Here is a 20,923-nt window from a genome sequence, read left to right as displayed (position 1 = left end):
GCCGCGCTGCCGCTGGCCGCGCTGGGCCTGCTCAACCCGATGATCGCGGGGGCGGCGATGGCGTTCTCCAGCGTGTTCGTGGTCAGCAACAGCCTCAGGCTGCGCCGCTTCAGGTAGGAGCCCTCGTCCATGTGGCCGAAGGCGATCCCCGCTTTCGGCCACATTCGTACGACGGAGGTGATCAGTGGTGGTACTGGTGCGTCACCGCATGGCCCTTGCCCCGGGAGATCAGCCACTTGTTCACCGGCGTCGTCACGACGAAGGCCACCGCGAAGGCTCCGGCCAGCGCCAGCCAGAACAGCCACGTAGTCAGTCCGGCGTCCATGGCGCCGGGCACGGTCAGCATCACCGCGTTGTCCACGATCTCCATGACCGCGATGGAGATGGTGTCCGCGGCCAGCGCGACCTTCAACGCGGTGCGGAAGTCCACTCCGGTACGGAGCACACCGCGCATCGTCAGCGCGTAGCCGAACACGAACGCCAAGGCGACCGCGAGCGCCACCGTGGCGACGTCGGACATCCCCGTGGCGGTGCCGATGACCATGCCCAGCACTTCGCCGATGGCACAGCCGATCAGACAGTGCAGCGTCGCCTGCGCGGCCATTCCCCAGGTCGCCACGGTGGAGCCGGCCGGGTGGTGCGCACCCGCATGGTCCTGTTCGGGCAGCCGGGTGGGTCCTGGCGGATGGTGATCGCTATGGTCCATGCGGCCATCATACGGATACGGGGTATATAGCCGAAAATGTCGGACGGGAAGCTAGTTGTGCCCTACAACTAGATGGTTGTACGGTCGAACCAGGGCGGATGAGTTCAAGGCTTTCGTCCCCGCCCGCGGACAACGTGCCGAGCACGGCTGGATCAGAAACCCGAAGGGGGTATGCCGCCGCTTGATATACCCTGCCGCCGTACCGTATATCTTGCCGGGCACCTGTCCGGGAGCCCGCGCCAAGCCCTGACGACGCGCGGTCCGGCAATCACTTGAAGGGACTCCCCTTGCAGCCATCCACACAGATCGACCCGGGCGGACGCGCCGGTGTCAGGACCTGGCTCGGGCTGGCCGTGCTGGTCATGCCCGCCCTGCTGCTGTTCATGATGCTCACGATCTTGTTCCTGGCCATCCCCCAGCTGGCCGCGGACCTGAAGCCGAGCAGCACCCAGACCTTATGGATCGTCGACATCTACGGCTTCCTGATGGCCGGGCTGCTGGTCACCATGGGTACTCTGGGCGACAGGATCGGTCATCGGCGGCTGCTGGTCGCGGGCGCGGCCGTCTTCGCCGTCGTCTCGGTGATCGCCGCCAACACCTCCGACCCCGGCCTGATGATCGTCTGGCGGGCCGTGCTCGGCATCGCCGCGGCCACCCAGATGCCGGCCACCCTCGGCCTGATCTTCGCCACCTTCACCGACGCGCGGCAGCGCGGCATCGCCGTGGGCGTCTGGTCAGGCGCCATCTCCGTCGGTACCGGCCTCGGCCCGGTGATCGGCGGGGCGCTGCTGGAGACGTTCTCCTGGCGCGCGGCCTTCCTGGTCGGCGTGCCCGTCATGGTGATCGTGGCGATCGGCGCCCCGCTGCTGCTGCCCGATCACCGCAACCCGGCCGCGGGCAGGCCCGACCTGTTCAGCGTGGCGCTGTCGCTGGCGACCCTGCTGCCGATCGTCTACGGCGTCAAGGAGCTGGCCAAGGACGGCGGGCTCGCAGTGGCGGTGGTGAGCATCGGGCTCGGGCTGGCCTTCGGTGCCTGGTTCGTCGTCCGCCAACTGCGCCTGCCCGAGCCACTGCTGGACGTGCGCCTGTTCGCCAACCGCACGGTCAGCGGCGCGCTGGGGGTCTTCCTGCTCTCGGCGACCGCGCTCGGCGGCATCTACCTGCTCTTCACGCAGTATCTGCAACTCGTCGAGGGCCTGTCGCCCCTGCGGGCAGGGTTGTGGGTGCTGCCCGGCGCGGCCCTGCTGGTGGTCGTCTCCACCCTCTCGCCGGTCCTGGTACGCCGCGTCCGTCCTGGCCACCTGATCGCCGCCGGGCTGGTCGTCCAGGTGATCGGCTATCTGATGCTCACCCAGGTCGGCGCCGTCGGCGGCCTGCCGCTGCTGGTCGCGGGCTTCATGGTGCTCTACCCCGCCGTCGCGCCGTCCATGGCGTTGACCACCAACATGGTCGTCGGCTCCGTACCACCGCAAAAGGCGGGAGCGGCCTCCGGGCTGGCCACCACCTGCAGCGACCTGGGCATCTCGCTCGGTATCGCGCTCATCGGCAGCCTGGGAGTCGCCGTGTACCGCGCCCAGACCGATGGCACACTGCCCGCGAACCTGCCGCCCGAGGCCGCTTCGGCCGGCCGCGACAGCCTCGGCGGAGCAGTCTCCGCGGCCCAGGGGCTCCCGGCCGACCTGGGCGCCGCACTGCTCGTCCCAGCCCGCGAGGCCTTCACCAGCGGGCTCAATGTCGCCGCCGTCATCTCCGCCGTGATCGCCGCCGTCGCCGCGATCCTGGCGGCGGTCAGGCTCCGGCACGTCCCTCCGACCGGGCAGCCGGCGACCACGGCCGAGCAGCCCGCAGCATGACCGCGCTGAACTTCACGACGACGAAAGGTGATCCATGACGACCATCCGCCGCGCGACGGCCGACGACGCAGCGACCCTGCGCGCACTGATGCGTGAACTGGCCGAGAACCAGGGCCACGCGGCGCAGGTGGCGGTGAGCGTCGATCGCCTCGCGGACCTGCTCACCCGCCCCGACGTCGGATACCTGATCGCCGAGCGGGACGGCAAGGCGATCGGCTACGTGTCCTGGCTCCAGCGGGTCAGCTTCTGGAGCGGCCAGGACTATCTCGCGCTGGACGACCTGTACGTGTGCTCCGGAGAGCGCGGCGCGAAGGTCGGCGAGCACCTGATGCGTGCCATCTCCCAGCTGGCCGAGGGCCGGGTGATCCGATGGGAGGTCGCTGAGGCGAACGTGGCGGCGCAGCGGTTCTACCGGCGCATCGGCGCCACTCTCGTCTCCAAGAAGATCTGCCGTCTGGTGGGCGACGCGACCGTCTAGTGGTGTGACCGGAGGCCGTTCCCCTCAGCGTCGTGGCGCGTGAACCTGATCCAGTCCGGCGCGCAGGTCACGGGCGAGGGTCGCGGCGTCTCCGGTCTTCCAGAAGTGCATGTAGAACAGGCGAGGCTGCTCGTACAGCATGTGATTGTGCAGCTCGATGATGGTCACGCCATGGGCGCGCAGGGCGTTGATCACCGGGTTGACCTCGTCGGCCGTCATGGTGAAGTCGCCGTTGATCGCCGCACGTCCGCCGCCCAGCGGTTGGAACGCCAGCATGGTGGACGCCTCCATCAGGTACGGCAGGGTGATGTGAGCACGGGTGTCGACGACTTTCCGGGCGACCGGGATGTGATAGACCTGCACGCCGTTCTCGTTCTCGCCCCTGGTGCCGATGATGCGGTCCAGCTGTGCGGTGTTCAGGTCGACGGGATGTTCCTCTCCTTCCCGCTGGTTGAGCGGAATGCCGGTCTGCGTCAGGGCGGCGTGCACGGTGCGGGCGATCACGACGGGGTCGCCCTGCGCCCAGTAGTGCATCCACCACAGCCGCGGGGTCTCGTCCTGGATGTGCTTGTGCAGCGCGGTGATCTGCACGCCGCCGCGCTCCAGACGATCGGCCACCTTGCCCACTTCGGCGCCGGTGAGAGTGACCTCACCGATCAAGAGCGCCTTGCCGGGAGTGGTCTGGTGGAACGACGCCTCGGCGTTCAGCTCCATGCCGGGATTCTCGGTGACTCCGGCGTTCACCACGTGCAGGTCGGTACGCAGCCACTCGGCCGTGTGCACGCCTCCCGCCTCGGTGGTGAGCGGCTGGCCGATCGCGCGGCCCACGGCGTTCCAGTCGATGGCGCGGGCCTGTCCGGCCGCGGCGCCGGTGGTCATGGTCACCGTCACGGCGATGGCTGCGGCACCAGCCGCTACGCGTGCGGCCCTGCGCCGCAACGGTATGCGATAAGCCATATGGGCCTCCTCCTATGCAGTTTCCGCTCACTGCGAGGGGGTGAGGGGCAGCGTGAGGCCGGTGTTCCGGTCGACCGCGTCAGAAAGTCGGCGGCAGTGCCGCGAACCGCTTCACCTTGGCCCGTAGTACGAACCGTCCCCGGAGTATCGCCTGGCGATATCTGATCCCGATTTGCTCCAGCCGTTCCCGATAGGAGGGAGACGCAAACCCGTTTCTCGCTGCCCGCTCGGCCGCGCGTTGAGCCTTCTGCGCCGACGTGACCTTGGCGGAGCTCGCGACCGGTGCCAGGCACAGGGTTACGGTCGAGGTATGGCACACGACCTTGCCTTCGGCCCAGAGTGGGTGCCGTCGGCCTGCACGCTGCCCACCGCCGAACGGCCACTGCGGGTGGCCGAGTTCGACGCGTTGTTCGCCGAGGTGGTGCTGACGGTGCAGCGTCCCGAGCGCGAGCGGCTGCGGTTGGCACTCGTCCTCACACCGGACAACGCCGCCCGCGCCGGCGTGGCGGCTGCTTCGGCGTGAGGCAGGCCATCGACGCCGCACCCGCGTAGCGGGCTCAGGCCGAGGCCGACATCAGGACCTTGCGTTGCGCCGCGGTCTGACCACCGAACCTGCGCGTAGCCCCGTCGGGCACCGCACCGACCCGGTCGGCAGCGAAATCGCGTCAAGGGCGCAGCGGCCAGGAAGGGTCAGCCTCTTCAGGGGTACGGGCGGAACGTGGCATCCGGTCAGGCGGCGCGGGTGCGCGAGACCGCTGACAGCAGGCGCGTGCCGGCGTTCCGGGCGGCGATGCCGTAGCTGGTGGCCGGGATGAGCAGCCGGGACGCCGGCGAGACGAAGCGCTGCTTGGGTTTGGTCAGCCGGCGGTGCTGGGACTCGTAGGCACGTAACGCCGCCGCGTGATCGTCTCGGTGTGCGGCCAGCGCATCAGCCAGGGTCGCGGCGCCGGCGATGGCCAGGGTGGATCCGTCACCGAACAGCGAGACGCAGGAGGCCGCGTCGCCGAGCAGCGCGATCCGTCCGGTCGACCAGCTGCCAAGACGCACACGGCTGACGGAGTCGAAGAAGAGGTCGTCCGCGCGCGGTACCTGGTCGAGCAGATCGGGGATGCGCCAGGAACCCCCGGCGAAGGCGTCGGCGAGCAGCCGCTTGTGCTGGTCGGTGTCACGGTGGTCGAAATCGGGCACGGCGCGACTGCGGAAGAAGAACGCGGCCCCGCCCCGACCGGTGCCGGGGTGCAGGGCGACGGCCCGGCCGGGGGTGTTGTGCAGGAGCACCTCGTGCGGGTCGAGGACGAGGTCGGGCAGGGGCACGGTGGCCACGTAGATGCCCAGATGGTCGATGAACCGCCGCTCCGGGCCGAAGGCCAGGCGGCGGACCGCCGAGTGCAGCCCGTCAGCGCCGATGACCAGGTCGAAGCGGCCGGGCGCGGCGTTCTCGAAGGTGACGTCCACGCCGCCGGGGTCCTGGTGCAGAGCGGTGATGGTGTCGTCGTAGAGGTAGTCGGCGGTCGCCGCCGAGGAGAGGAGGCGGGCCAGGTCGGCACGGGGCAGTTCGATGTCGTCGGAGGGCATGGCCATGCCGCCGATGCGCCTGCCGTGGTCGTCCACGAAGCTCAGCCGGGTCACGCGCGTCGCCGCCGCGAGCAGCTCAGGCAGGACACCCATGCGCTCGACGACCACCCGGGCGGGCCCGCGAACGTCGACGGGGTTGCCGCTGGAACGCCGGCCGCGGGCGCGCTCCACGACGGTGGGCTCGAACCCGTGGCGGGTGAGCCAGTAGGCGAGGGTGCTTCCGGCTATGCCGGCTCCCGAGATCAGCACGGTCTTCATGTCTTGGACAGTAGCTGCACTCGATGCCGACTTGCAATGAGTGCCGACCAGCATTCCATGCGATACCATCTGCGGCATGGCTGAGCTCACCCTGCGCGAACGCAAGCGGCAGCGAACCCGCCAGGCGATCGTCCAGGCCGCCGTGGAGCTGTTCGAGGAGCATGGCTACGAGGGCACGACCGTTGCCGACATCGCCGAGGCCGCCGAGATCGGCACGCGCACCTTCTTCAGCTACTTCGCCAGCAAGGAGGAGTTGCTCTTCCCGGAGAGCGACTCGCGGGTCACGGCCGCCGTCGAGGCCATCGCCACGCGGGAGCCCGACGACCGGCCGGCCGACGTGCTGCTGCGTGCGCTGCGCAATGTGAACCGTGACAGCGACGAGATGGTGAGCAGGGTGGCCGCGCTCCGGCTGCGGCTCATCCGGAGTGTGCCGGCGGTTCGCGGGCGCGGCTTGCAACTCCAGCTCGACGCGCAGCGCGAGATCGCGCGCCACCTGGCCGCGGCCTATCCCGATGAGCTCGACGAGGTCGGGGCGGCCGCACTCGTGGGGGCCTTCGTCGGAGCGGTCACCGGCGCGGTGCAGGTGCTGCTGGAGACGGCGGGCGACGATCCCGCTGTCATGAGTCGCCGCTTGCAGGAGGCGACGGACGCCGCACTGCGGCCCTGGCTACGCCAACAGGACAAGCGGTACGCACAGGACAGGTCGCGGGAACAAGCACCGTCGTGATCCGAGGGCACGACAGATCGCGCGGTAGGGCACAACGGCCCGTCACCGGATCAGCTCAGCTCTGCCCCGCCGCGCCGATCCACAGACCTCACCGGGGGCGTGCGTCAGTTCTGCTGACCTGTCCCCATGACGTGGTCCCGCAGCGAGTGGTCTTCGGGGCCGGCGGAGCGCGACCGCGCGTGGTTCAGTCGGAGCCGGAGACGAGACCCACCCGGTAGGCGAGAACGACCGCCTGCACACGGTCGCGCAGCTGGAGTTTCGCCAGGATCCGCGACACGTAGGTCTTCACGGTCTCGGCGGTGATGAACAGCTTCGCGGCGATCTCCGCGTTCGACAGGCCGGCGGCGATCTGTTCGAGCACCTCCAGCTCCCGGGGGGTCAGCGCCCGTACGACCGCGTCCCTGGCCGGCCTGGGGGTGTCGGCCGGGCGGAGGCGGTCGGCGAAGTGGCCGATGAGGGTGCGGGTGACGGCGGGGGCCAGCAGGGAGTCGCCGCGCGCGATGGTGCGCACGCCGTTGACCAGCTCCGCCGGTGGCGCGTCTTTGAGCAGGAAGCCGCTGGCCCCGGCCTTGAGCGCCTCGTAGACGTACTCGTCGACGTTGAAGGTGGTGACGACCAGCACCTTCGCGGGAGCTGCGGTGTTGGGACCGGCCAGTTGCCGGGTGGCCTCGATGCCGTCCAGGATGGGCATCCGGATGTCCATCACGATGACGTCCGGGCACAGCCGCCGCGCCGCCTCGACCGCCGCGCGGCCGTCCGCGGCCTCCCCGACCACTTCCATGTCGGGCTGGGCGGAGAAGATGGTGATGTAGCCGGCCCGCACCAGTTCCTGGTCCTCGCAGATGAGCACCTTGATCGGGGTCTCCGTCATGCCTGGCTCCTTGCGGGGATGAGGGCGCGGACGCTGAACCCGCCGTCGGGGCGGCCCGCGGCGACCAGTTCGCCGTCGAGCATGCGCAGCCGCCGGCGCAGCCCGTCCAGACCCCGCCCGCCCGACGGCACCACGGGGGCGGAGCCGGTGGACCCGTCGCTGGTCACCTCGATGGCGATGCGATCGGGGTGGTGGTGCACCGTGACCGTGGTGCGCCGTCCTGTCGCGTACTTCATCGCGTTGGTGAGCGCCTCCTGCACCACCCGGTAGGCGGCCAGCTCCACGTCCACGGCCTGTGGACGCGGCTCGCCGTGCTCGGCCAGCTCGACGGGCTGGCCGGACAGCCGGGCCCGCTCGACGAGGTCGCCGATCCTGCCCAGCGCCGGCGTGCGGTCCACGGGGCCAGACTCGCCGGTCGCCTCCAGCACGCCGAGCAGGTGCCGCAGCTCCGTCAGCGCCCGCCGTCCGGTGTCGCTGATGGCGGCGAGCCCGGCCCCGGCGCGATCCGGCGCCGCGCCGATCACGTACTGTGCCGCGTCCGCCTGGACCACCATGGCGGTCACATGATGCGTGACCACGTCATGCAACTCGCGGGCGATGCGTGCCCGCTCGGCGGCCCTGGCCACATCCGCGCTGAGCCGCCGGCGCTCCGCCTCGTCCGCCCGCCACCTGCGTATCCCCACACCAGCCATCCACATCACCACCAGAGCCAGATAGAACGCGAGGAAGTCCGGGACTCGATTGGGCGACCCCAGGCCGGCCAGCACGACCGCCAGCACGGCATACCCCGCGGTCGACACCGGCGCGAGGCCGCGACGGAACCGGACCTGGTGCGCTCCGGCCGCGTACACCGCCAGATAGAGCCCGATGCTGCCGAACGTCGACGGATAGGCCAGCGCCTGGTGGATCCCGAAGGCCGTGCCGATGACCGCCAGGCAGGCCGCCGGCCATCGGCTGCGGATGGCCAGCGGTGCGGACTGACCCAGGGCCAGCGCCACGGCCAGCGCGTCGGGCGGGCGCTGGGGCAGGTCGCCGAGCTCCGCCGAGATGGCGGACAGTGTCGGTACGAACGCCAGCAGCGTGAGCGTCGCCGCGAGCACACCGTCCTTGGCGTACATGGGGCGAGCGCGCCACGAATCCGGCCAGGAGCGAACAGAACGGGTGACGCTCGCGAACATCGGGCAAGCCTAACGTCGGCCACGGCACCCGGGCACCGATCGACGCCTCCAGGCCCAAGTCACCGCCGGTCAGCGCCGCACGGCCGGGGACCTCGGCGATCATTCAACGGCTGCCGCGGCGTCAGCTCGCCGAAGCCACAGCCCCTCGGGACAGTGCCAGGCGGGTTCAGGTCAGCTTGGGGAGGAGAAGCCACTCCTTCCAGGACAGGTCGTGTCCGATGAAGCGCGGGCGCTCGAACGACCAGGACTCCGCGATCCACTGCGGGACCAGCGCGTCCATCGTGCGTTCCAGGTCGGTGCCGACCCGGTCGTCCACCACCCACCAGGAGACCTCGGCGTCGGCGCCGTGCCGCTCCGGCGGGTCGATGTAGACGCAGCCGAGTAGGGCGTTCTCCTCGTCGTCGAGCAGTGCGTAGTTGAAGGACTCGTGCGCCTCGATCTCTCTCGCGTGCCGCTCCAGGTCCTTCAGGTCGTGCTCGTACGTCATGTCGGCCGTAGGCCAGCCGTACGCCTCGCCGTAGATGGACCAAAGGCGCTCCCGCGAACCCATCACGGCCGGGTAGTCCAGATCGGTGTCCGCGCCGGTGATCGGGCGCAGGTGACAACCGCCACCCGGGAGCGCGACATAGGGGGATGGACGAAATCAGCAGGCAACCACGTCATGGCGGCAGGCCATCCGGATGGGGAGCAACTCTTGATCAGCAGCCCGAACCGGGCTTCGTGACTGTGCCGGACCGACTCATGCCATCGGGAGCCACGATGAGCCGTACCACCCCGCCACGGCCGGTCGACGTCACCACGGTCTTTCCTCAACTGGCTCCGCTGGCACGCACGGCGACCGGTTGCACCCCCGCGCCGGGTCGCCGTCGCCGCACGACAGCTCGGTCGGCGCGCCACCCCTGTGGCCCGCCGCCGAGCCGTGGCCGTACTGCGACGGCCCGCACGTGCCGGACGGAATCCGGCCACCTCGCGGGGGACGTGCGGCTGCGGCGGCGCATCCGGGCGGCGGCGGGCCGGCAGCCGGGCCGACCGCGCTTCACGCCGGAGGAGTTGGCGATCGACCGTCGGATCAACGCCGGCCGCCCATGGCCAGAGGGCCCGGTCGCCATGCTGCCCGTGGCCCCGTTGTACGTGCGCGACGTCCCCCGACTGCGCCCGCCCGGGCGGGCCGACCTGCTGCAGGTGCTGTGGTGTCCCTTTGACCACCTGCCGGAGCCCAAGCCCAGGACCGCGCTGTTCTGGCGGTCCGCCGCCGCGGTCACCGACGTCCTCACCGCGCCACCGGAGCCGGCCGCGGTTCAGTTCGGTGGCTACGTGCCGGAGCCGTGGCCGCTCGACCCGGAGCAGGTCACCGAGTACCCCGACCCCATGGAGTTGAGCGAGGAGGTGCAGGAGCGGCTGGGAGATGGGAGAACGTGGCAGGCGGCCGGCGCCGCTCCGGCCGGCTGCTACGCGCCCGCCCCGGAGGAGTTCTACCGTGACGAGTTGTCCGTCGCTCCCGGCTGGAAGGTCGGCGGCTGGAAGGTCGGCGGCTGGACGCGCTGGGGCCTCACCGACCCCGTCCACCGGTCGTTGCCCCGCCTGCGATGCCGAGATGGAGCCGCTGCTGACCATCGCCTCGACCGAATGGGACGACAGCACCCGCAGTGGGGTCCCGTACGAGGATCAAGCTCACGCCACGCCGTCCATCACCAACCCCCACCCGGCGAACCCGGCCATGGTCGAGGTCGCCGGAGGCTACGATCTGCAGCTCCACGCCTGCCCGGCAGCGCCGGATCATCCGCACGCCGACCTGATCCAGTGAGTTTCCGCAGCGTGGCAGTGGCGCTCTGACAAGACGTCCGTCGGTTCGCGCCGCTACGGCCGCCCCGGGGCCTGGCTTCCGACCGGTAACCCCACCCCCAAGCCCCAGGGGTGACGAAGGAGATCGCCCTGCCACCGTCCCACGCGACCAGTCTCGTCTGCCCCCGCTCGGCCGCGGGCAGCGTCACCGACCGGTGCGGCTCAGCGGGTCCGGTAGCGCGCGTAGATCAGTCCGCTGTCGAAGGCGCGCTCCTCGACCAGTTCGAGATCGAGGCGCACGCCGTCGGGGAAGAACCGCTTGCCGCCGCCGACCACGCTGGTGGTGATGAACAGGTGGAACTCGTCCACCAGGCCGGCCGCGATCGCCTGGGCCGCGAGGTTCGGGCCGTCGACGGTGAGGTCGTGATCAGCCTCGGCCTTGAGCTTGCGCACCGCGTACGGGTCGAAGGTCCGCTCGATCCTGGTCTTCGCGCTGGACACCGACTCCAGCGTCGTGGAGTACACGATCTTCTCCGCGGCCTGCCAGTCGCGGGCGTACTGCAGGATGTGCGGCGGGTGGTCAGGCTCGGTGTGCGCGGTCTCCCAGTAGACCATCGTCTCGTACATCCGTCGGCCGTAGAGATACGTGCCGACGGGGCGGAAGAGGTCGTTGATGAAAGAGTGCACCTCCTGGTCGTCGGCCCCGGTGCCGAGGTCGCCCTCCGCCGCCTCGGCGTAGCCGTCGAGCGAGGTGATCATCGAGTAGATGAGCTTTGCCATGCGTCTCCTCGGGGTACGAGCGCGTCAGTCTGCCGGCTGTGACCTCCGCACGACCCGGAACTCATCGGTCGGCCGGCCGCCGGTTCCGTCAACCGCCACATCCCGGACGAATCTCAGGCTGCCGCCCGCCTCCACCGACCCGGCCAACACGAACCCCGCCGCGACCAGAACCGTCACCGTGCGTTCTGGACGTGCCTCTGAGCTGGATCGGGCATGATCGCGCGGGTGTGAACCGACTGTTCAGGTGGCCGGGTCTGTGAGGTCGGGGGCTCCGGCGCCGGCAAGGCCGTGCAGGAGCAGGTTGGTCAGGGTGTCGATGATCTCGTCGTCGGAGGCGTTCGGTGCGCCCTGTCCGGTAGTGAGTACGGCGTAGCCGAACATCGAGAGCATGGCGCCCATCGCGGCGGCCACAAGAGTGGGGTCGCCAGGCAGCGGGTGTCCCTGTTCGCGCAGCCACTCCAGGTGGTCGCGGAAAGTGTCGGTCTCGGCGGTCAGGGTGGTCCAAGCCCGACCGGAGGTGGGGTTGTCGGCCATGACCGACTGGAAGCGGGCCACAATCACCGGGAGATGCTCGCGGTGGGCGCGCCAGGCGACGGCCAGGTGCCGGCGCAGTTGATCGCGATCGGACAGGTCATGGTCGCGCGGGTGCTCCCAGGCCGCGACCTCGGCGTCGGCCTGTTGCTCCAGGTCGGCCATCAGAGCCTGGAGCAGCTCCTCCTTGCCGGCGAAGTGGTCGTAGAACGACCCGGTGGCCCGGCCGGCCGCTGCGGTGATGTCGGTGATCTTGGTGTTCAGATAGCCGCGCTCCATGAACAACCGGCGCGCGGCGTCTTTGAGAGCGGTCTGGGTCTCGGCCGCCTTGGCCTTTCAAGGCGTTCCGAACCATGCGGAGAGTGCCTCGCGCAGCGTGGCCGTGGCGCTGTCCGTGGATTCGTCGAGGCCGGCGGCCCAGGCGACGTGGCCGTCCGGGCGGATCAGCAGGGCGTCGGCCGGTCGATCGTCGGTCTTGGCGGTGTGGACGTCGAGGAGATGCCGCCAGTCCCGGGCGGTCTGGCGGAGCTCTGGGCGGTCGGCCAGGTCGAGCAGGACGGGCCGGGCGGGGTGCATGAGCTTGGCGACGCTGGTGATGCCCTGGCCGGTGTGCAGGGTGAGGTCGGGAGCGAAGGCGCCGGCCAGCGGATGATAGGCCGGTGCCGGGCATCGGGTGGCGGATGTCGGTGCCCGCGACGAGGGCTCCCATGCGGCGCAGCGGCAGCTCGTCGGCGAGCAGTTCCTGGAAGACCTCCCGCAGCGCTTCGGCGGCTGCATCGTGCCCGCGCCGCAGGTCCAGTGTGTGGCGCCGGCCGGTGTCTCCTCCAGCGTGGCTACCACCACCTGCTCGACCTGGTCCAGGCTGATCGGCGGCGGGCGGCCTGGGCGTGGCTCATCGATCAGCCCATCCAGTCGTGACTTCAGGAACCGATGGCGCCATTTGGACACCGTGTCCGGGTGTACCCGCAGCTGCTCGGCGATCTGCTTGTTGTCCTTGCCGTCCGCGCTCGCCAGCACGATCTTCGCGCGCATCGCCACGATTTGCGCGGCCTTGGCCCGCCGCGCCCACCGCTGCAGCACCGCCCGCTCGGCATCGGACACCGTCAGCTCCGCTTTGGGCCGGCCCGTGCGCGGGTCGTCGGCCAACGCCTCCAGCCCGCCCCGGGCGAACGCCGAACGCCACTTGCGCACCGTACTCTCGGCAAGGCCCAGATCTCGGGCCACCTGCGCAGTGCTGATTCCCGCCCTCGCACACGCCAGCACGATCCTCGCCCGGACCGGGAGGCCGACATACCGATCAGTCGAGCCTGCTCACCCTCGGATAAGCGGATCTCCACCGCGGACGGACCTGGATGCGCCACAAAGAACACCATACGGACTTACCCGACGAATTTTAGGCGGATGACACTAGCCTGCCCGGATGGTCACGGGCACGGAGGAGGTCAGACGCGCGGTCCCGCCTCGGTGGCTCGTACCGCCTCGGCATACCCCGTCGGCTCCTTGCCCTTGAAGACGACCTCGCATACGTACGTGGTCTTCGCGTTGAGGGGCACCAGCACGGCCTTGGGGATGCCGTTACAGAGGGCGTAGTCGATGCTGTCCCGGTAGTTGCCGTAGAGCAGGCGCGCGACCCCGTCGCGGGTGAGGATGCCCTTGCGCGGGGCCGCCTCGTATTCGACCAAGTTGTCCGAGATGGCAGACTTCCTGCCGATGGTCACGTCCCACACCACCTCAAGTCCTTCATAGGTGGTCGTGCAGCTCATCCGCGTACCGCTCTTCGCGGCCACATTCTTCGGGCACGTCGCGGTGACTTTTCCTGCGGCCTTGGCCATGTCGAGGGTTTTGCGGCGCAACTCGTACGCCAGGTTCTCGCTGAACGTGGCGTCGTCGGCCGGGGACGGTTCCTCCTCCGGCATCGCAGGCGGCTCGGCCAGCTTCTGCGGGAGCACGGTGGCGGCCGGTGCCGGCTCAGCAGTGGCGCTGTCGGAGCCGTCACCTCCACCTGCGCACCCCGTGGTCAGAAGGCTCACCACACCAGAAATGAGGACTGAAATAATCTTCATGCGCATTGATGTGACCTTACCAAGAGGGACTGCCACAGGGCGGTTGGAGAGTTGATGCCCGTTTCGTCGTTGGGGTTCGGGCGGCGCGGGCCGCTCACGCGCCTCGCCACGGAGCCACGGATGCGGCTGAGGGAACAATCCCGGCTTGGGATGAGGATGCCCCTCCAGATCGGCGGGGCCGCCCGTACAGCGCGCGGCGGGGCGCGCTGTCGAGCTCGCCTTGCAAGTGCGTGAGGCATTGTTGTTGAGCATCCGGGTTATGAAGCGCTGCGCCGGCTTGGGTGCGCTCTGGCGCGCGCAGAAGGCCGCCAGCCCTCCTGCCGGACGGTGGCGGCCGCCACCTATGCCAGGCGACCCTCCCGGTTGGGGGTACACGGCCCGTAGGCCCTTCGGCTACGAGCCCAAGGGGATCCTGTCCAGGTCTGGAGCGGAGTCGCCGTCGTTGCGATGGTGATGGTGTTGTTGCCCGTGTTGAGGGCGACGGTCACCTCCTGAACTGCGGTTCCTACAGGCCAGGTGAACCTATGTGGTCACCGCACTAGCCGGCGAGGGCCATACGGATGATGCGCCTCCCCACGAGAGAGGAGACGCCGAGCGTGACGGCGATCCCGACGACGACCGGCACCACGTAGGTGAGGGGGCGGCCGCCGGCAGAGGGCTGCCCGTCTTGACGATGGCGAAGGGCAGGACGCCAGCGAATGCGCCCGGCAGGATGGCGAGATTCGGAAGATGATCGCGAGTGGGCAGGAGGTAGCGCGGGCCTCGCTGGCGCGGGCGTTCGCCGGCCTCGGCCCCGGCAGTGATCCGGACGAGGTTCAGGCGGCCGGCTCACGCTACTTCGCGCTGCTCGTCGGGCTCGCCGCGCAATGGCTCACCGACCCCGAACATGCGCCTACGGCCAAGCAGTTCGTCGGATCCGTGCTCAGTCGGCCGCGGTCTGCGTGGGGCGCGGCAATGATCTTCCAGACGGGTTGTTGATCTGACCAGGACTGGTCGAGCTGGGCTTTCGGCTGATGAAAACACCGACAAGGATCATTAGGCCGCCGAGCAGCGCGGCTGAATGAACGCTTTCGTTGAGGGTCGCCCAGGCGATGCCGATCGCCAGGAACGGCACGAGGTAGAGCGTGTTGGCGGCAGTGGCCACCGGTAGGCGGGCTTGGGCGTAGGCCCAGGTGATGAAGCCGAGTGCGCTGGGCGCGGTTCCGAGAAAGAGCAGGGCCACAAGCGCTTCGCCGGAAGCGTGCGGCACCTCGCTGATCAGGGCGGGCAGCAGCGGCAACAACAAGGCAGTACCCGACCATATCGCGTAAGACGTGATCTCCACTCCGCTGTAACGGGCCAGCAGAGGCTTCTGGAGCACGAAGAACGATGCCTGCGCGATGGCCGCGCCGAGTATGAGGCCTGCGTCCAGGCTTGGAGTGAGGCCGCCGCCTTGCACCAAGGTGATGACGACGGCGCCTGCGAACCCGAGAGTCAGGCCGGCGATGCTTCGCCGGTTCAATGGTTCGCGCAGCACGATGAGGGCGAGCACGGCGGCAGCGATGGGAGCCGTGTTGACCAACAAGCTCGCGGTACCGGCGGGCACGCTGCGTTCACCGGCGTTGAGCAGCAGCTGGTATGCGGTCATCCCGGTCAGTCCGCAGCCGATGATGCGGGGTAGGTCGGCGCGGGCAGGCCGGCGTACGCGAAGCAGCGGGGCGACTGCCGCGAGGACCAGAGAAGCGACCATAAGCCGGCCCACCGACAGGCCGGCCACGCCGAAGCCAGGTAAAGCCACTCGGATGGCCACGAATGCCGCAGACCACAACAGCACGGTGACGGCCACGGCGGCGGCCACCCGTCGATCACTGAACATGACCCAAGCCTGCCGTGGCGGGTGCGTAAGCGCTAGTAACGACTTTTTCGCCACCCATGTAGCATCACTTTATGCTGGATGTGCGTCGCCTACGGGTGTTGCTCGCGGTAGCCGAACACGGTGGCATCGCCGCCGCCGCACGAGCGTTGACGTTCACACCGCCCGCCGTATCGCAGCACATCGCCGCCCTCGAGCGGCAGGTCGGCATGCTTCTGGTCGACCGCAGCGGGCGTACCGCTCGACTGACCGCCGCCGGGCATCGATTGGCCGGTCACGCGCGTCAGGTCCTAGCGGGCCTGGAGGCCGCCGAGGCGGACCTCGCTTCCCTCGACGGGGACCTACGCGGGACACTCGCCGTGGGCACCATCGCCACGCTAGGCCGGACGCTGCTACCCGCCGCGCTGACCACACTGCGCACCACGGCGCCCGACGTGGATCTGCGCATCGAAGAATGCGAACCGGAAGACAGCCTTCCCGCCCTGGCGCGCGGCGATCTCGACGTTGTGTTGGCCGGCGAGTATGGCCTGACACCACAGCGACCGCAAGCGCACATCGACCGCATCGACCTGTTCACCGAGCCATTACTGATCGCGATAGCCTGCGATCATCCCCTCCGGGGACCTGATGTTGATCTAGCGCAACTGCGTGACGAGCGCTGGATCGCCCCGGCCGCCGGGAGTTCCTGCGAGACCATGCTGCAGCGTATCTGCGCCCTGGCCGGCTTCGAGCCGCACGTCGTGGCGCATAGCGGGGACTTCACGGTGGCCGCCGCCCTGGTCAGTGCGGGTCATGGCATTACCCTCCTGCCTGCCATCGCCACGCCTCCCACGTTGGAGGACGCCACCGGTGTCAAACTGCTCGGTGTCCATCAGCCGGGCATACACCGCACGCTCTATGCCGCCATCCGTCAGGGCACTCGCCAGCACCCTCTGGTCAACTGTGTCCTGAACGCCTTGACCACCAGCGCTGAACGTTTCCCTGCATCCCATAGAGAAACGTGTCCTGTCTCGCGCGGCGCTTGACACCTTGATCGTCTTCTGTGCCTGCTCGCGGTGTATCGACGCTTCGGGGAGGCCGGGATGGCATTGGTGGAGCTGAGCGTCTGGAGCAGCGCTATTACGCGGTGATTGAGGTGTTGTCGGGGCGAAGGTCACCGATGTGGCGGGCCGATGTAGCGGCAGTAGGTGCCCGAGCCCACCCTGACGAGCATGGTCGATCCGCTGTCGCGCCAGGCGATCGAGGTCGACCGGGTCGTGCCTGCGTCGGGCAACATGTCGATCGGTGGCCAGCAGCTCTGTTCGGCCCCACCGGGCTCGCCTCGGACAAGCCCGCCCTGCACCGGACGAGCCTGTCGGCGAACCAGCGATAGCGGCGAGCGCCGTCAAGGCTCGGTTCTCACTGGGGCCCAGGGAAGCCGCCGCGGCCCGTGTCGGCGATATCGACTGGCGGGCCGAAAAGATCCTGGTCCGCGGTAAGGGCGGACGCGACGAGCGGCACCCTTTGACGCCTGACGCCTGACGCCTGACGCCTGACGCCTGACGCCTGACGCCTGACGCCTGACGTCGGCGCGGCGATCGCGGACTACTGCCGTCATGCCCGCCGGCAGGACGCTGCCAGCGGGATGCTGTTCCTCCGCGCCCGTGCCCCATACAGACGGTCACGTCATCGACGGTCGGCCATGCCGTGAAACGCGCCTGCCTGCGAGCCAGGCTGGAGCCGGCCAGCGCGCACCAGTTGCGCCACCGCCGCCGCGACCGCGATGCGGCGGGCCGAGGCGCCACTATCGGAGGTCGGCCAGCTGCTGCGCCACCGGCCGAGCAGGTACGCCAGCAGATGCTCTCGGCCGCCGCCCGGGCGGTGCACCTGGCCGGGCGAAAGCCTACGACGCTGGCCAGCAGGGCCTGGCTCAGCGCTACTACCTGCAGTCCTACGCGCTCGCAGCCGAGTCCCGGAGTGACCGGCCAGGACAGTTTCGTGATGCGCACCATGGCTCAGCAGGCCCTCTAGCTCGACCGCTCCGAGCACTGCCGGTCACCGGCTCATGCCCGCCATTCGGAAGCAAGGACCGCCCAGATCTGCTTGTCGTAGCGCACGCCCTTGTACGGCCATGCCTCGCGTCGCACACCCTCCAGCGTCATGCCGAGCCGCTTGGCCACAGCTGAGCTGCGTTCGTTGTCGGCCCGGCAGTGCCACTCGGCCCGGTGCAGCCCTCGGGACGTGAACGCCCAGTCCAACAACGTGCCACACGCCTGCGTGATCAGTCCGTGGCCCTCAGCGGACGGCTCCAGCCAGCAACCGATCTCACACGAGCCGAGAGCGGCATCGAAATCCGTGAACATCACACCGCCGACCAGCACCCCATCCCGCCAGATGCCATACAGGCGCGCACCGTCGCCGGCCTGGCGTTCGGCGTACCGCTTGAGCGTGGCCCGCGCCGCCTCCACGTCGTCGGTGACGAACGAAGGGCCGACCCAGGGACGAATGTGCTCGCGGGCCCGGTCCAGATGGTCGGCGAACTCCTCGGCATGCCAGACCTCCAGCGGCCCGAGACGAGCACCGTCGCGTAGCGGCAGCGAGAACATGAAAAGCCCTCCATTCACATAACAAGCGTTACGTAAATGTACCGTAGCAGCATGCCACGCACCAAGGGAGATCAAGAGGCTCGCCGGCGCGACGTCTCCGCAGCGGTCTGGCAGGTAATGGCCACACGCGGCTTCGCCGGCCTGACCCTGCGCGCCGTCGCCGCCGAACTTGGCGCGACCACCGGCCTGCTCACGCACTACTTCCCCACCAAGCAGACCTTGGTGGAGTACGCCCTTGACCTGCTCGAACAGCGCACCGCATCCCGCCCTCGCCGCCACGCGGGCAACGGTCTGGCCGCCCTCAGGGACGCACTGCTGGACATCCTGCCGCTGACCCCCGAGGCCACTGACAGCAACCGCATCTGGGTCTCCTCCTGGGACGCCGCGCTCTCCGACCCCGACCTGAGCACCGGCTACGCCCGCAAGTACGGCCAGAGCAGGGACCGGCTGAGCGAGCGGGTGGCCGCAGCCCAGGAACTTGGCGAACTGTCCCCTGGTGACCCCGTCCGCATCGCAGTCGGCGCTCAATCCTTCATTCTCGGCCTGGTGGTCCAGGCCCTGTTCGACCCGGTAGCGTTCCCGCCACAGCGACAAGTCGAGCTCCTGGACGACTACCTGGCCACCCTGACCGCCTCGCACTGATCAACGTGGATCACTCGGCGCGTACCGCCGGTTGCTCGTTCGACTCCGGCGCTCTCCCCGCCTGCCCCGCCTCGGCACTGCCGAGGACCCGCCTGTCACTGTTCGCCCGGCAGGAGCGGCGATGTGTGGCTCGATGGTACGCACTCCGGTTGGAGCAGAAGGTCCGACTCCGGATCGGGGGCGCGCAGGAGGGCTTTGATATCGACGTCGGACAGGCTTACCACATCGGACAGGACGAGGAGGGTCGTGGTGCGTCCGATCCCGGTGAGGCTGTCGATCATCTCTTCGAGATGAGACGGGCTCCGGGCGGCCACCTCGATGACGTAGCAGTCGTCGCCGGTGACATGCACGCAACTGAGCACATGGCCGAGGGCGAGCAACTTCTCGCGAAGCCCGTGAGCGCGGGCGTTGGGCTGGTGAGGGCGCAGTCGCACATGCGCGCGCAGTGGAAGGCCGAGGCGGGTCGGATCGATGCGAGCGGCGTAGCCGGTGATCACACCGGTGCTCTCGAGCTTGCGGAGGCGGTCGGCGACCGAGGGACGGCTGAGGCCGACCTCCCGCGCGAGATCGGTCAGGCTCGCGCGGCCGTCCTTGGCAAGCCGGGCCAGCAGTGCTAGGTCGATCGCATCCAGGGCGGCACTGTCTCCCATCTCCATCTCTGTCTTTCCCTTCGGCGGCCGGTTGCTTAAAAAGCCATCGTTTCGTAGGCATCATAGCAATTGTTGCTGTGACACGGAGGCTGATGTCCCGCTATGGTCTCCCTCGTGAAGGACAGTGACTGGAACGTGCAGACGCGGTTGCTGGCCGGCGGCACGTCCGGCCGAACGGGGCCCGAGATCCGGCCGGTGGCCTGGCCGGTGTACGAGACGGCCTCTTTCGAACTGCCAGGCGTCGCCGAGGCGGGAGTGCTCTACGGTGAGGACGCGCTCGGCGAGGCGTTCACCTACAGCCGTTACGCCAATCCCACCTGTGCCGAGCTGGAGCGGCGGGTCAGCGCCCTGGAAGAGGGCGTGGGTGCGGTCGCGACCGGCTCCGGCATGGCCGCGATCGCGCTGAGCGTTCTCAACCTGTGTCAGGCCGGCGACAGCCTGGTCTGCTCCTCGGACGTGTATGGCAGCACCCATACGCTGTTCGCGCACACCCTGCGCCGATGGGGCATCGAGACCCGATTCGTCGACGGATGCGATCCGCAGGCGTTCGCGCGCGCGGCGGACCACACCACTCGTGCGTTGTACGGCGAGACGATGCCGAACCCGTCCCTGCGCACATTCCCGATCCGGCAGGTCGCCGACGTCGCCGACCGGATCGGCATACCGCTGATCGTGGACAACACGTGCGCGCCGGTGCTGTGCCGCCCCGGACGGCACGGCGCTGCCGTGGTGGTCCATTCGGCCACCAAGTACATCGGCGGTCACGGCACCGCCCTCGGCGGGGTCATCGTCGACACGGGCCGTTACGCCTGGGGCGCCGCCGGCACTCGGTTGCCGCTGCTCACCGAACCCGACCCCGCCTACCGAAGGCAGGTGTGGACCACACTCGCCGGCGCCCGAAACTCCAGCGCGTACCTGGTGCGACTGCGACGGACGCTCATGCGCGATCTCGGGCCCGCTCTCGCCGCCTCGGCGGCGAGCCGGCTGGTGCAGGGCATCCAGACGTTGCCGCTGAGAATGGCCCGCCACTGTGACACCGCCCGTGTGATCGCCTCGCACCTGCACGGCCATCCGGCGCTGCGCCGCGTCAACCACCCGTCTTTGCACAGCGGTGACGACGCACGGCGTGCCCGGCGCTATCTCGGCGGCCGGGGCGGGCTGATCGGCCTCGAACTCGCCGGTGGCTATGGAGCGGCCGCCGACTTCGTGTCACGCCTGCGGATAGTGCGCCACGTGGTCAACCTCGGTGACGTCCGAACCCTGATCACCCACCCGGCCGGCACCACGCATTCCCAGCTCGGCGCCGAGGAACTGGCCTCTCTGGGCATCTCCCCAGGCTATGTACGGCTGTCGGTCGGACTCGAGGACCCGGCCGATCTGATCCACGACCTCACCCAGGCGCTCAACTCCATCACCCTCCCGGAGCAGCCATGAC

The 20,923-nt window shown here is 69.3% G+C and carries 20 protein-coding genes and 1 pseudogene; 8 read left to right on the top strand and 13 right to left on the bottom strand.

The genetic code is table 11. The annotated features are described in order from the left end of the window. Window positions 1–181: 181 nt before the first annotated feature. A complete protein-coding gene (locus ACIBP6_RS42255) occupies window positions 182–706 on the bottom strand; it encodes a DUF4396 domain-containing protein (RefSeq protein WP_397060258.1) in 525 nt (174 codons plus the stop codon). Window positions 707–993: 287 nt separating this feature from the next. Between ACIBP6_RS42255 and ACIBP6_RS42250 the strand changes: the two genes are divergently transcribed. Together ACIBP6_RS42250 and ACIBP6_RS42245 are read left to right on the top strand one after the other, a co-directional pair. Next, entirely contained in the window at window positions 994–2,559 is a 1,566-nt protein-coding gene (locus ACIBP6_RS42250; protein ID WP_397060256.1) for an MFS transporter, read from the top strand. A 34-nt stretch (window positions 2,560–2,593) separates the two neighbouring features. Continuing rightward, window positions 2,594–3,037 (top strand): GNAT family N-acetyltransferase, encoded by a 444-nt coding sequence (locus ACIBP6_RS42245; protein WP_397060254.1) that lies wholly within the window; start codon window positions 2,594–2,596, stop codon window positions 3,035–3,037. 24 nt (window positions 3,038–3,061) lie between these two features. On the opposite strand, the gene ACIBP6_RS42240 is transcribed toward ACIBP6_RS42245, so the two are convergent. Next, on the bottom strand, window positions 3,062–3,994 hold the full coding sequence (locus ACIBP6_RS42240) for an LppY/LpqO family protein (RefSeq protein WP_397060252.1): 933 nt from the start codon (window positions 3,992–3,994) through the stop codon (window positions 3,062–3,064). Window positions 3,995–4,304: 310 nt separating this feature from the next. On the opposite strand from ACIBP6_RS42240, the gene ACIBP6_RS42235 reads away from it, so the two are divergent. Further along, window positions 4,305–4,517: a hypothetical protein gene (locus ACIBP6_RS42235; RefSeq protein WP_397060250.1), complete on the top strand. Its 213-nt coding sequence runs from the start codon at window positions 4,305–4,307 to the stop codon at window positions 4,515–4,517. A 206-nt stretch (window positions 4,518–4,723) separates the two neighbouring features. On the opposite strand, the gene ACIBP6_RS42230 is transcribed toward ACIBP6_RS42235, so the two are convergent. After that, window positions 4,724–5,827, bottom strand: coding sequence for an FAD-dependent monooxygenase (locus tag ACIBP6_RS42230; protein ID WP_397060248.1), 1,104 nt, complete (start codon window positions 5,825–5,827; stop codon window positions 4,724–4,726). A gap of 76 nt (window positions 5,828–5,903) precedes the next feature. On the opposite strand from ACIBP6_RS42230, the gene ACIBP6_RS42225 reads away from it, so the two are divergent. Then, entirely contained in the window at window positions 5,904–6,554 is a 651-nt protein-coding gene (locus ACIBP6_RS42225; RefSeq protein WP_397060246.1) for a TetR/AcrR family transcriptional regulator, read from the top strand. Between the two features lie 184 nt (window positions 6,555–6,738). Here the strand turns inward: ACIBP6_RS42225 and ACIBP6_RS42220 are convergent, their stop codons facing one another. The 3 genes from ACIBP6_RS42220 to ACIBP6_RS42210 form a co-directional block, all read right to left on the bottom strand. Beyond that, the gene (locus tag ACIBP6_RS42220) at window positions 6,739–7,425 is read right to left on the bottom strand and encodes a response regulator (protein ID WP_397060244.1); all 687 of its coding nucleotides are present in this window, start codon (window positions 7,423–7,425) and stop codon (window positions 6,739–6,741) included. Next, the gene (locus ACIBP6_RS42215) at window positions 7,422–8,543 is read right to left on the bottom strand and encodes a sensor histidine kinase (protein WP_397060242.1); all 1,122 of its coding nucleotides are present in this window, start codon (window positions 8,541–8,543) and stop codon (window positions 7,422–7,424) included. Before ACIBP6_RS42215 ends, ACIBP6_RS42220 begins: the two co-directional genes overlap by 4 nt. Window positions 8,544–8,769: 226 nt before the next feature. Continuing rightward, window positions 8,770–9,153: a GNAT family N-acetyltransferase gene (locus ACIBP6_RS42210; protein WP_397060240.1), complete on the bottom strand. Its 384-nt coding sequence runs from the start codon at window positions 9,151–9,153 to the stop codon at window positions 8,770–8,772. A gap of 1,044 nt (window positions 9,154–10,197) precedes the next feature. Between ACIBP6_RS42210 and ACIBP6_RS42205 the strand changes: the two genes are divergently transcribed. Then, complete coding sequence (locus ACIBP6_RS42205; protein WP_397060238.1) at window positions 10,198–10,407, top strand: hypothetical protein; 210 nt, start codon at window positions 10,198–10,200, stop codon at window positions 10,405–10,407. 200 nt (window positions 10,408–10,607) lie between these two features. On the opposite strand, the gene ACIBP6_RS42200 is transcribed toward ACIBP6_RS42205, so the two are convergent. From ACIBP6_RS42200 to ACIBP6_RS42180, 5 genes and pseudogenes are all read right to left on the bottom strand, one after another. Then, the gene (locus ACIBP6_RS42200; RefSeq protein ID WP_397060236.1) at window positions 10,608–11,165 is read right to left on the bottom strand and encodes a dihydrofolate reductase family protein; all 558 of its coding nucleotides are present in this window, start codon (window positions 11,163–11,165) and stop codon (window positions 10,608–10,610) included. Window positions 11,166–11,405: 240 nt separating this feature from the next. Beyond that, window positions 11,406–11,984 (bottom strand): annotated as a pseudogene (locus ACIBP6_RS42195) (TetR/AcrR family transcriptional regulator); the annotation flags it as partial. Between the two features lie 48 nt (window positions 11,985–12,032). Then, window positions 12,033–12,962, bottom strand: coding sequence for an aromatic-ring hydroxylase C-terminal domain-containing protein (locus ACIBP6_RS42190; protein WP_397060298.1), 930 nt, complete (start codon window positions 12,960–12,962; stop codon window positions 12,033–12,035). Between the two features lie 176 nt (window positions 12,963–13,138). Then, the gene (locus tag ACIBP6_RS42185; protein ID WP_397060234.1) at window positions 13,139–13,765 is read right to left on the bottom strand and encodes a hypothetical protein; all 627 of its coding nucleotides are present in this window, start codon (window positions 13,763–13,765) and stop codon (window positions 13,139–13,141) included. Window positions 13,766–14,681: 916 nt separating this feature from the next. Further along, window positions 14,682–15,614, bottom strand: coding sequence for a DMT family transporter (locus ACIBP6_RS42180; RefSeq protein ID WP_397060232.1), 933 nt, complete (start codon window positions 15,612–15,614; stop codon window positions 14,682–14,684). 71 nt (window positions 15,615–15,685) lie between these two features. Here ACIBP6_RS42180 and ACIBP6_RS42175 point away from each other — a divergent pair, with 71 nt between their 5' ends. Further along, complete coding sequence (locus ACIBP6_RS42175; RefSeq protein ID WP_397060230.1) at window positions 15,686–16,636, top strand: LysR family transcriptional regulator; 951 nt, start codon at window positions 15,686–15,688, stop codon at window positions 16,634–16,636. Between the two features lie 1,017 nt (window positions 16,637–17,653). Here ACIBP6_RS42175 and ACIBP6_RS42170 read toward each other — a convergent pair. After that, window positions 17,654–18,196 (bottom strand): GNAT family N-acetyltransferase, encoded by a 543-nt coding sequence (locus ACIBP6_RS42170; protein WP_397060228.1) that lies wholly within the window; start codon window positions 18,194–18,196, stop codon window positions 17,654–17,656. A 51-nt stretch (window positions 18,197–18,247) separates the two neighbouring features. Between ACIBP6_RS42170 and ACIBP6_RS42165 the strand changes: the two genes are divergently transcribed. Then, window positions 18,248–18,838, top strand: coding sequence for a TetR/AcrR family transcriptional regulator (locus ACIBP6_RS42165; RefSeq protein WP_397060226.1), 591 nt, complete (start codon window positions 18,248–18,250; stop codon window positions 18,836–18,838). Window positions 18,839–18,933: 95 nt separating this feature from the next. On the opposite strand, the gene ACIBP6_RS42160 is transcribed toward ACIBP6_RS42165, so the two are convergent. Next, window positions 18,934–19,494 carry an Lrp/AsnC family transcriptional regulator gene (locus ACIBP6_RS42160; protein ID WP_397060224.1) on the bottom strand — a complete coding sequence of 187 codons (561 nt, stop codon included), beginning with the start codon at window positions 19,492–19,494 and terminating at the stop codon, window positions 18,934–18,936. Between the two features lie 108 nt (window positions 19,495–19,602). Here ACIBP6_RS42160 and ACIBP6_RS42155 point away from each other — a divergent pair, with 108 nt between their 5' ends. Next, on the top strand, window positions 19,603–20,922 hold the full coding sequence (locus ACIBP6_RS42155; RefSeq protein ID WP_397060222.1) for an O-acetylhomoserine aminocarboxypropyltransferase/cysteine synthase family protein: 1,320 nt from the start codon (window positions 19,603–19,605) through the stop codon (window positions 20,920–20,922). Window position 20,923: the final 1 nt, after the last annotated feature.

The sequence above is a fragment of the Nonomuraea terrae genome (genome assembly GCF_044465245.1).
Classification (GTDB): Bacteria; Actinomycetota; Actinomycetes; order Streptosporangiales; family Streptosporangiaceae; genus Nonomuraea; species Nonomuraea terrae.
This window is presented reverse-complemented; position numbering and strand designations above follow the sequence as displayed.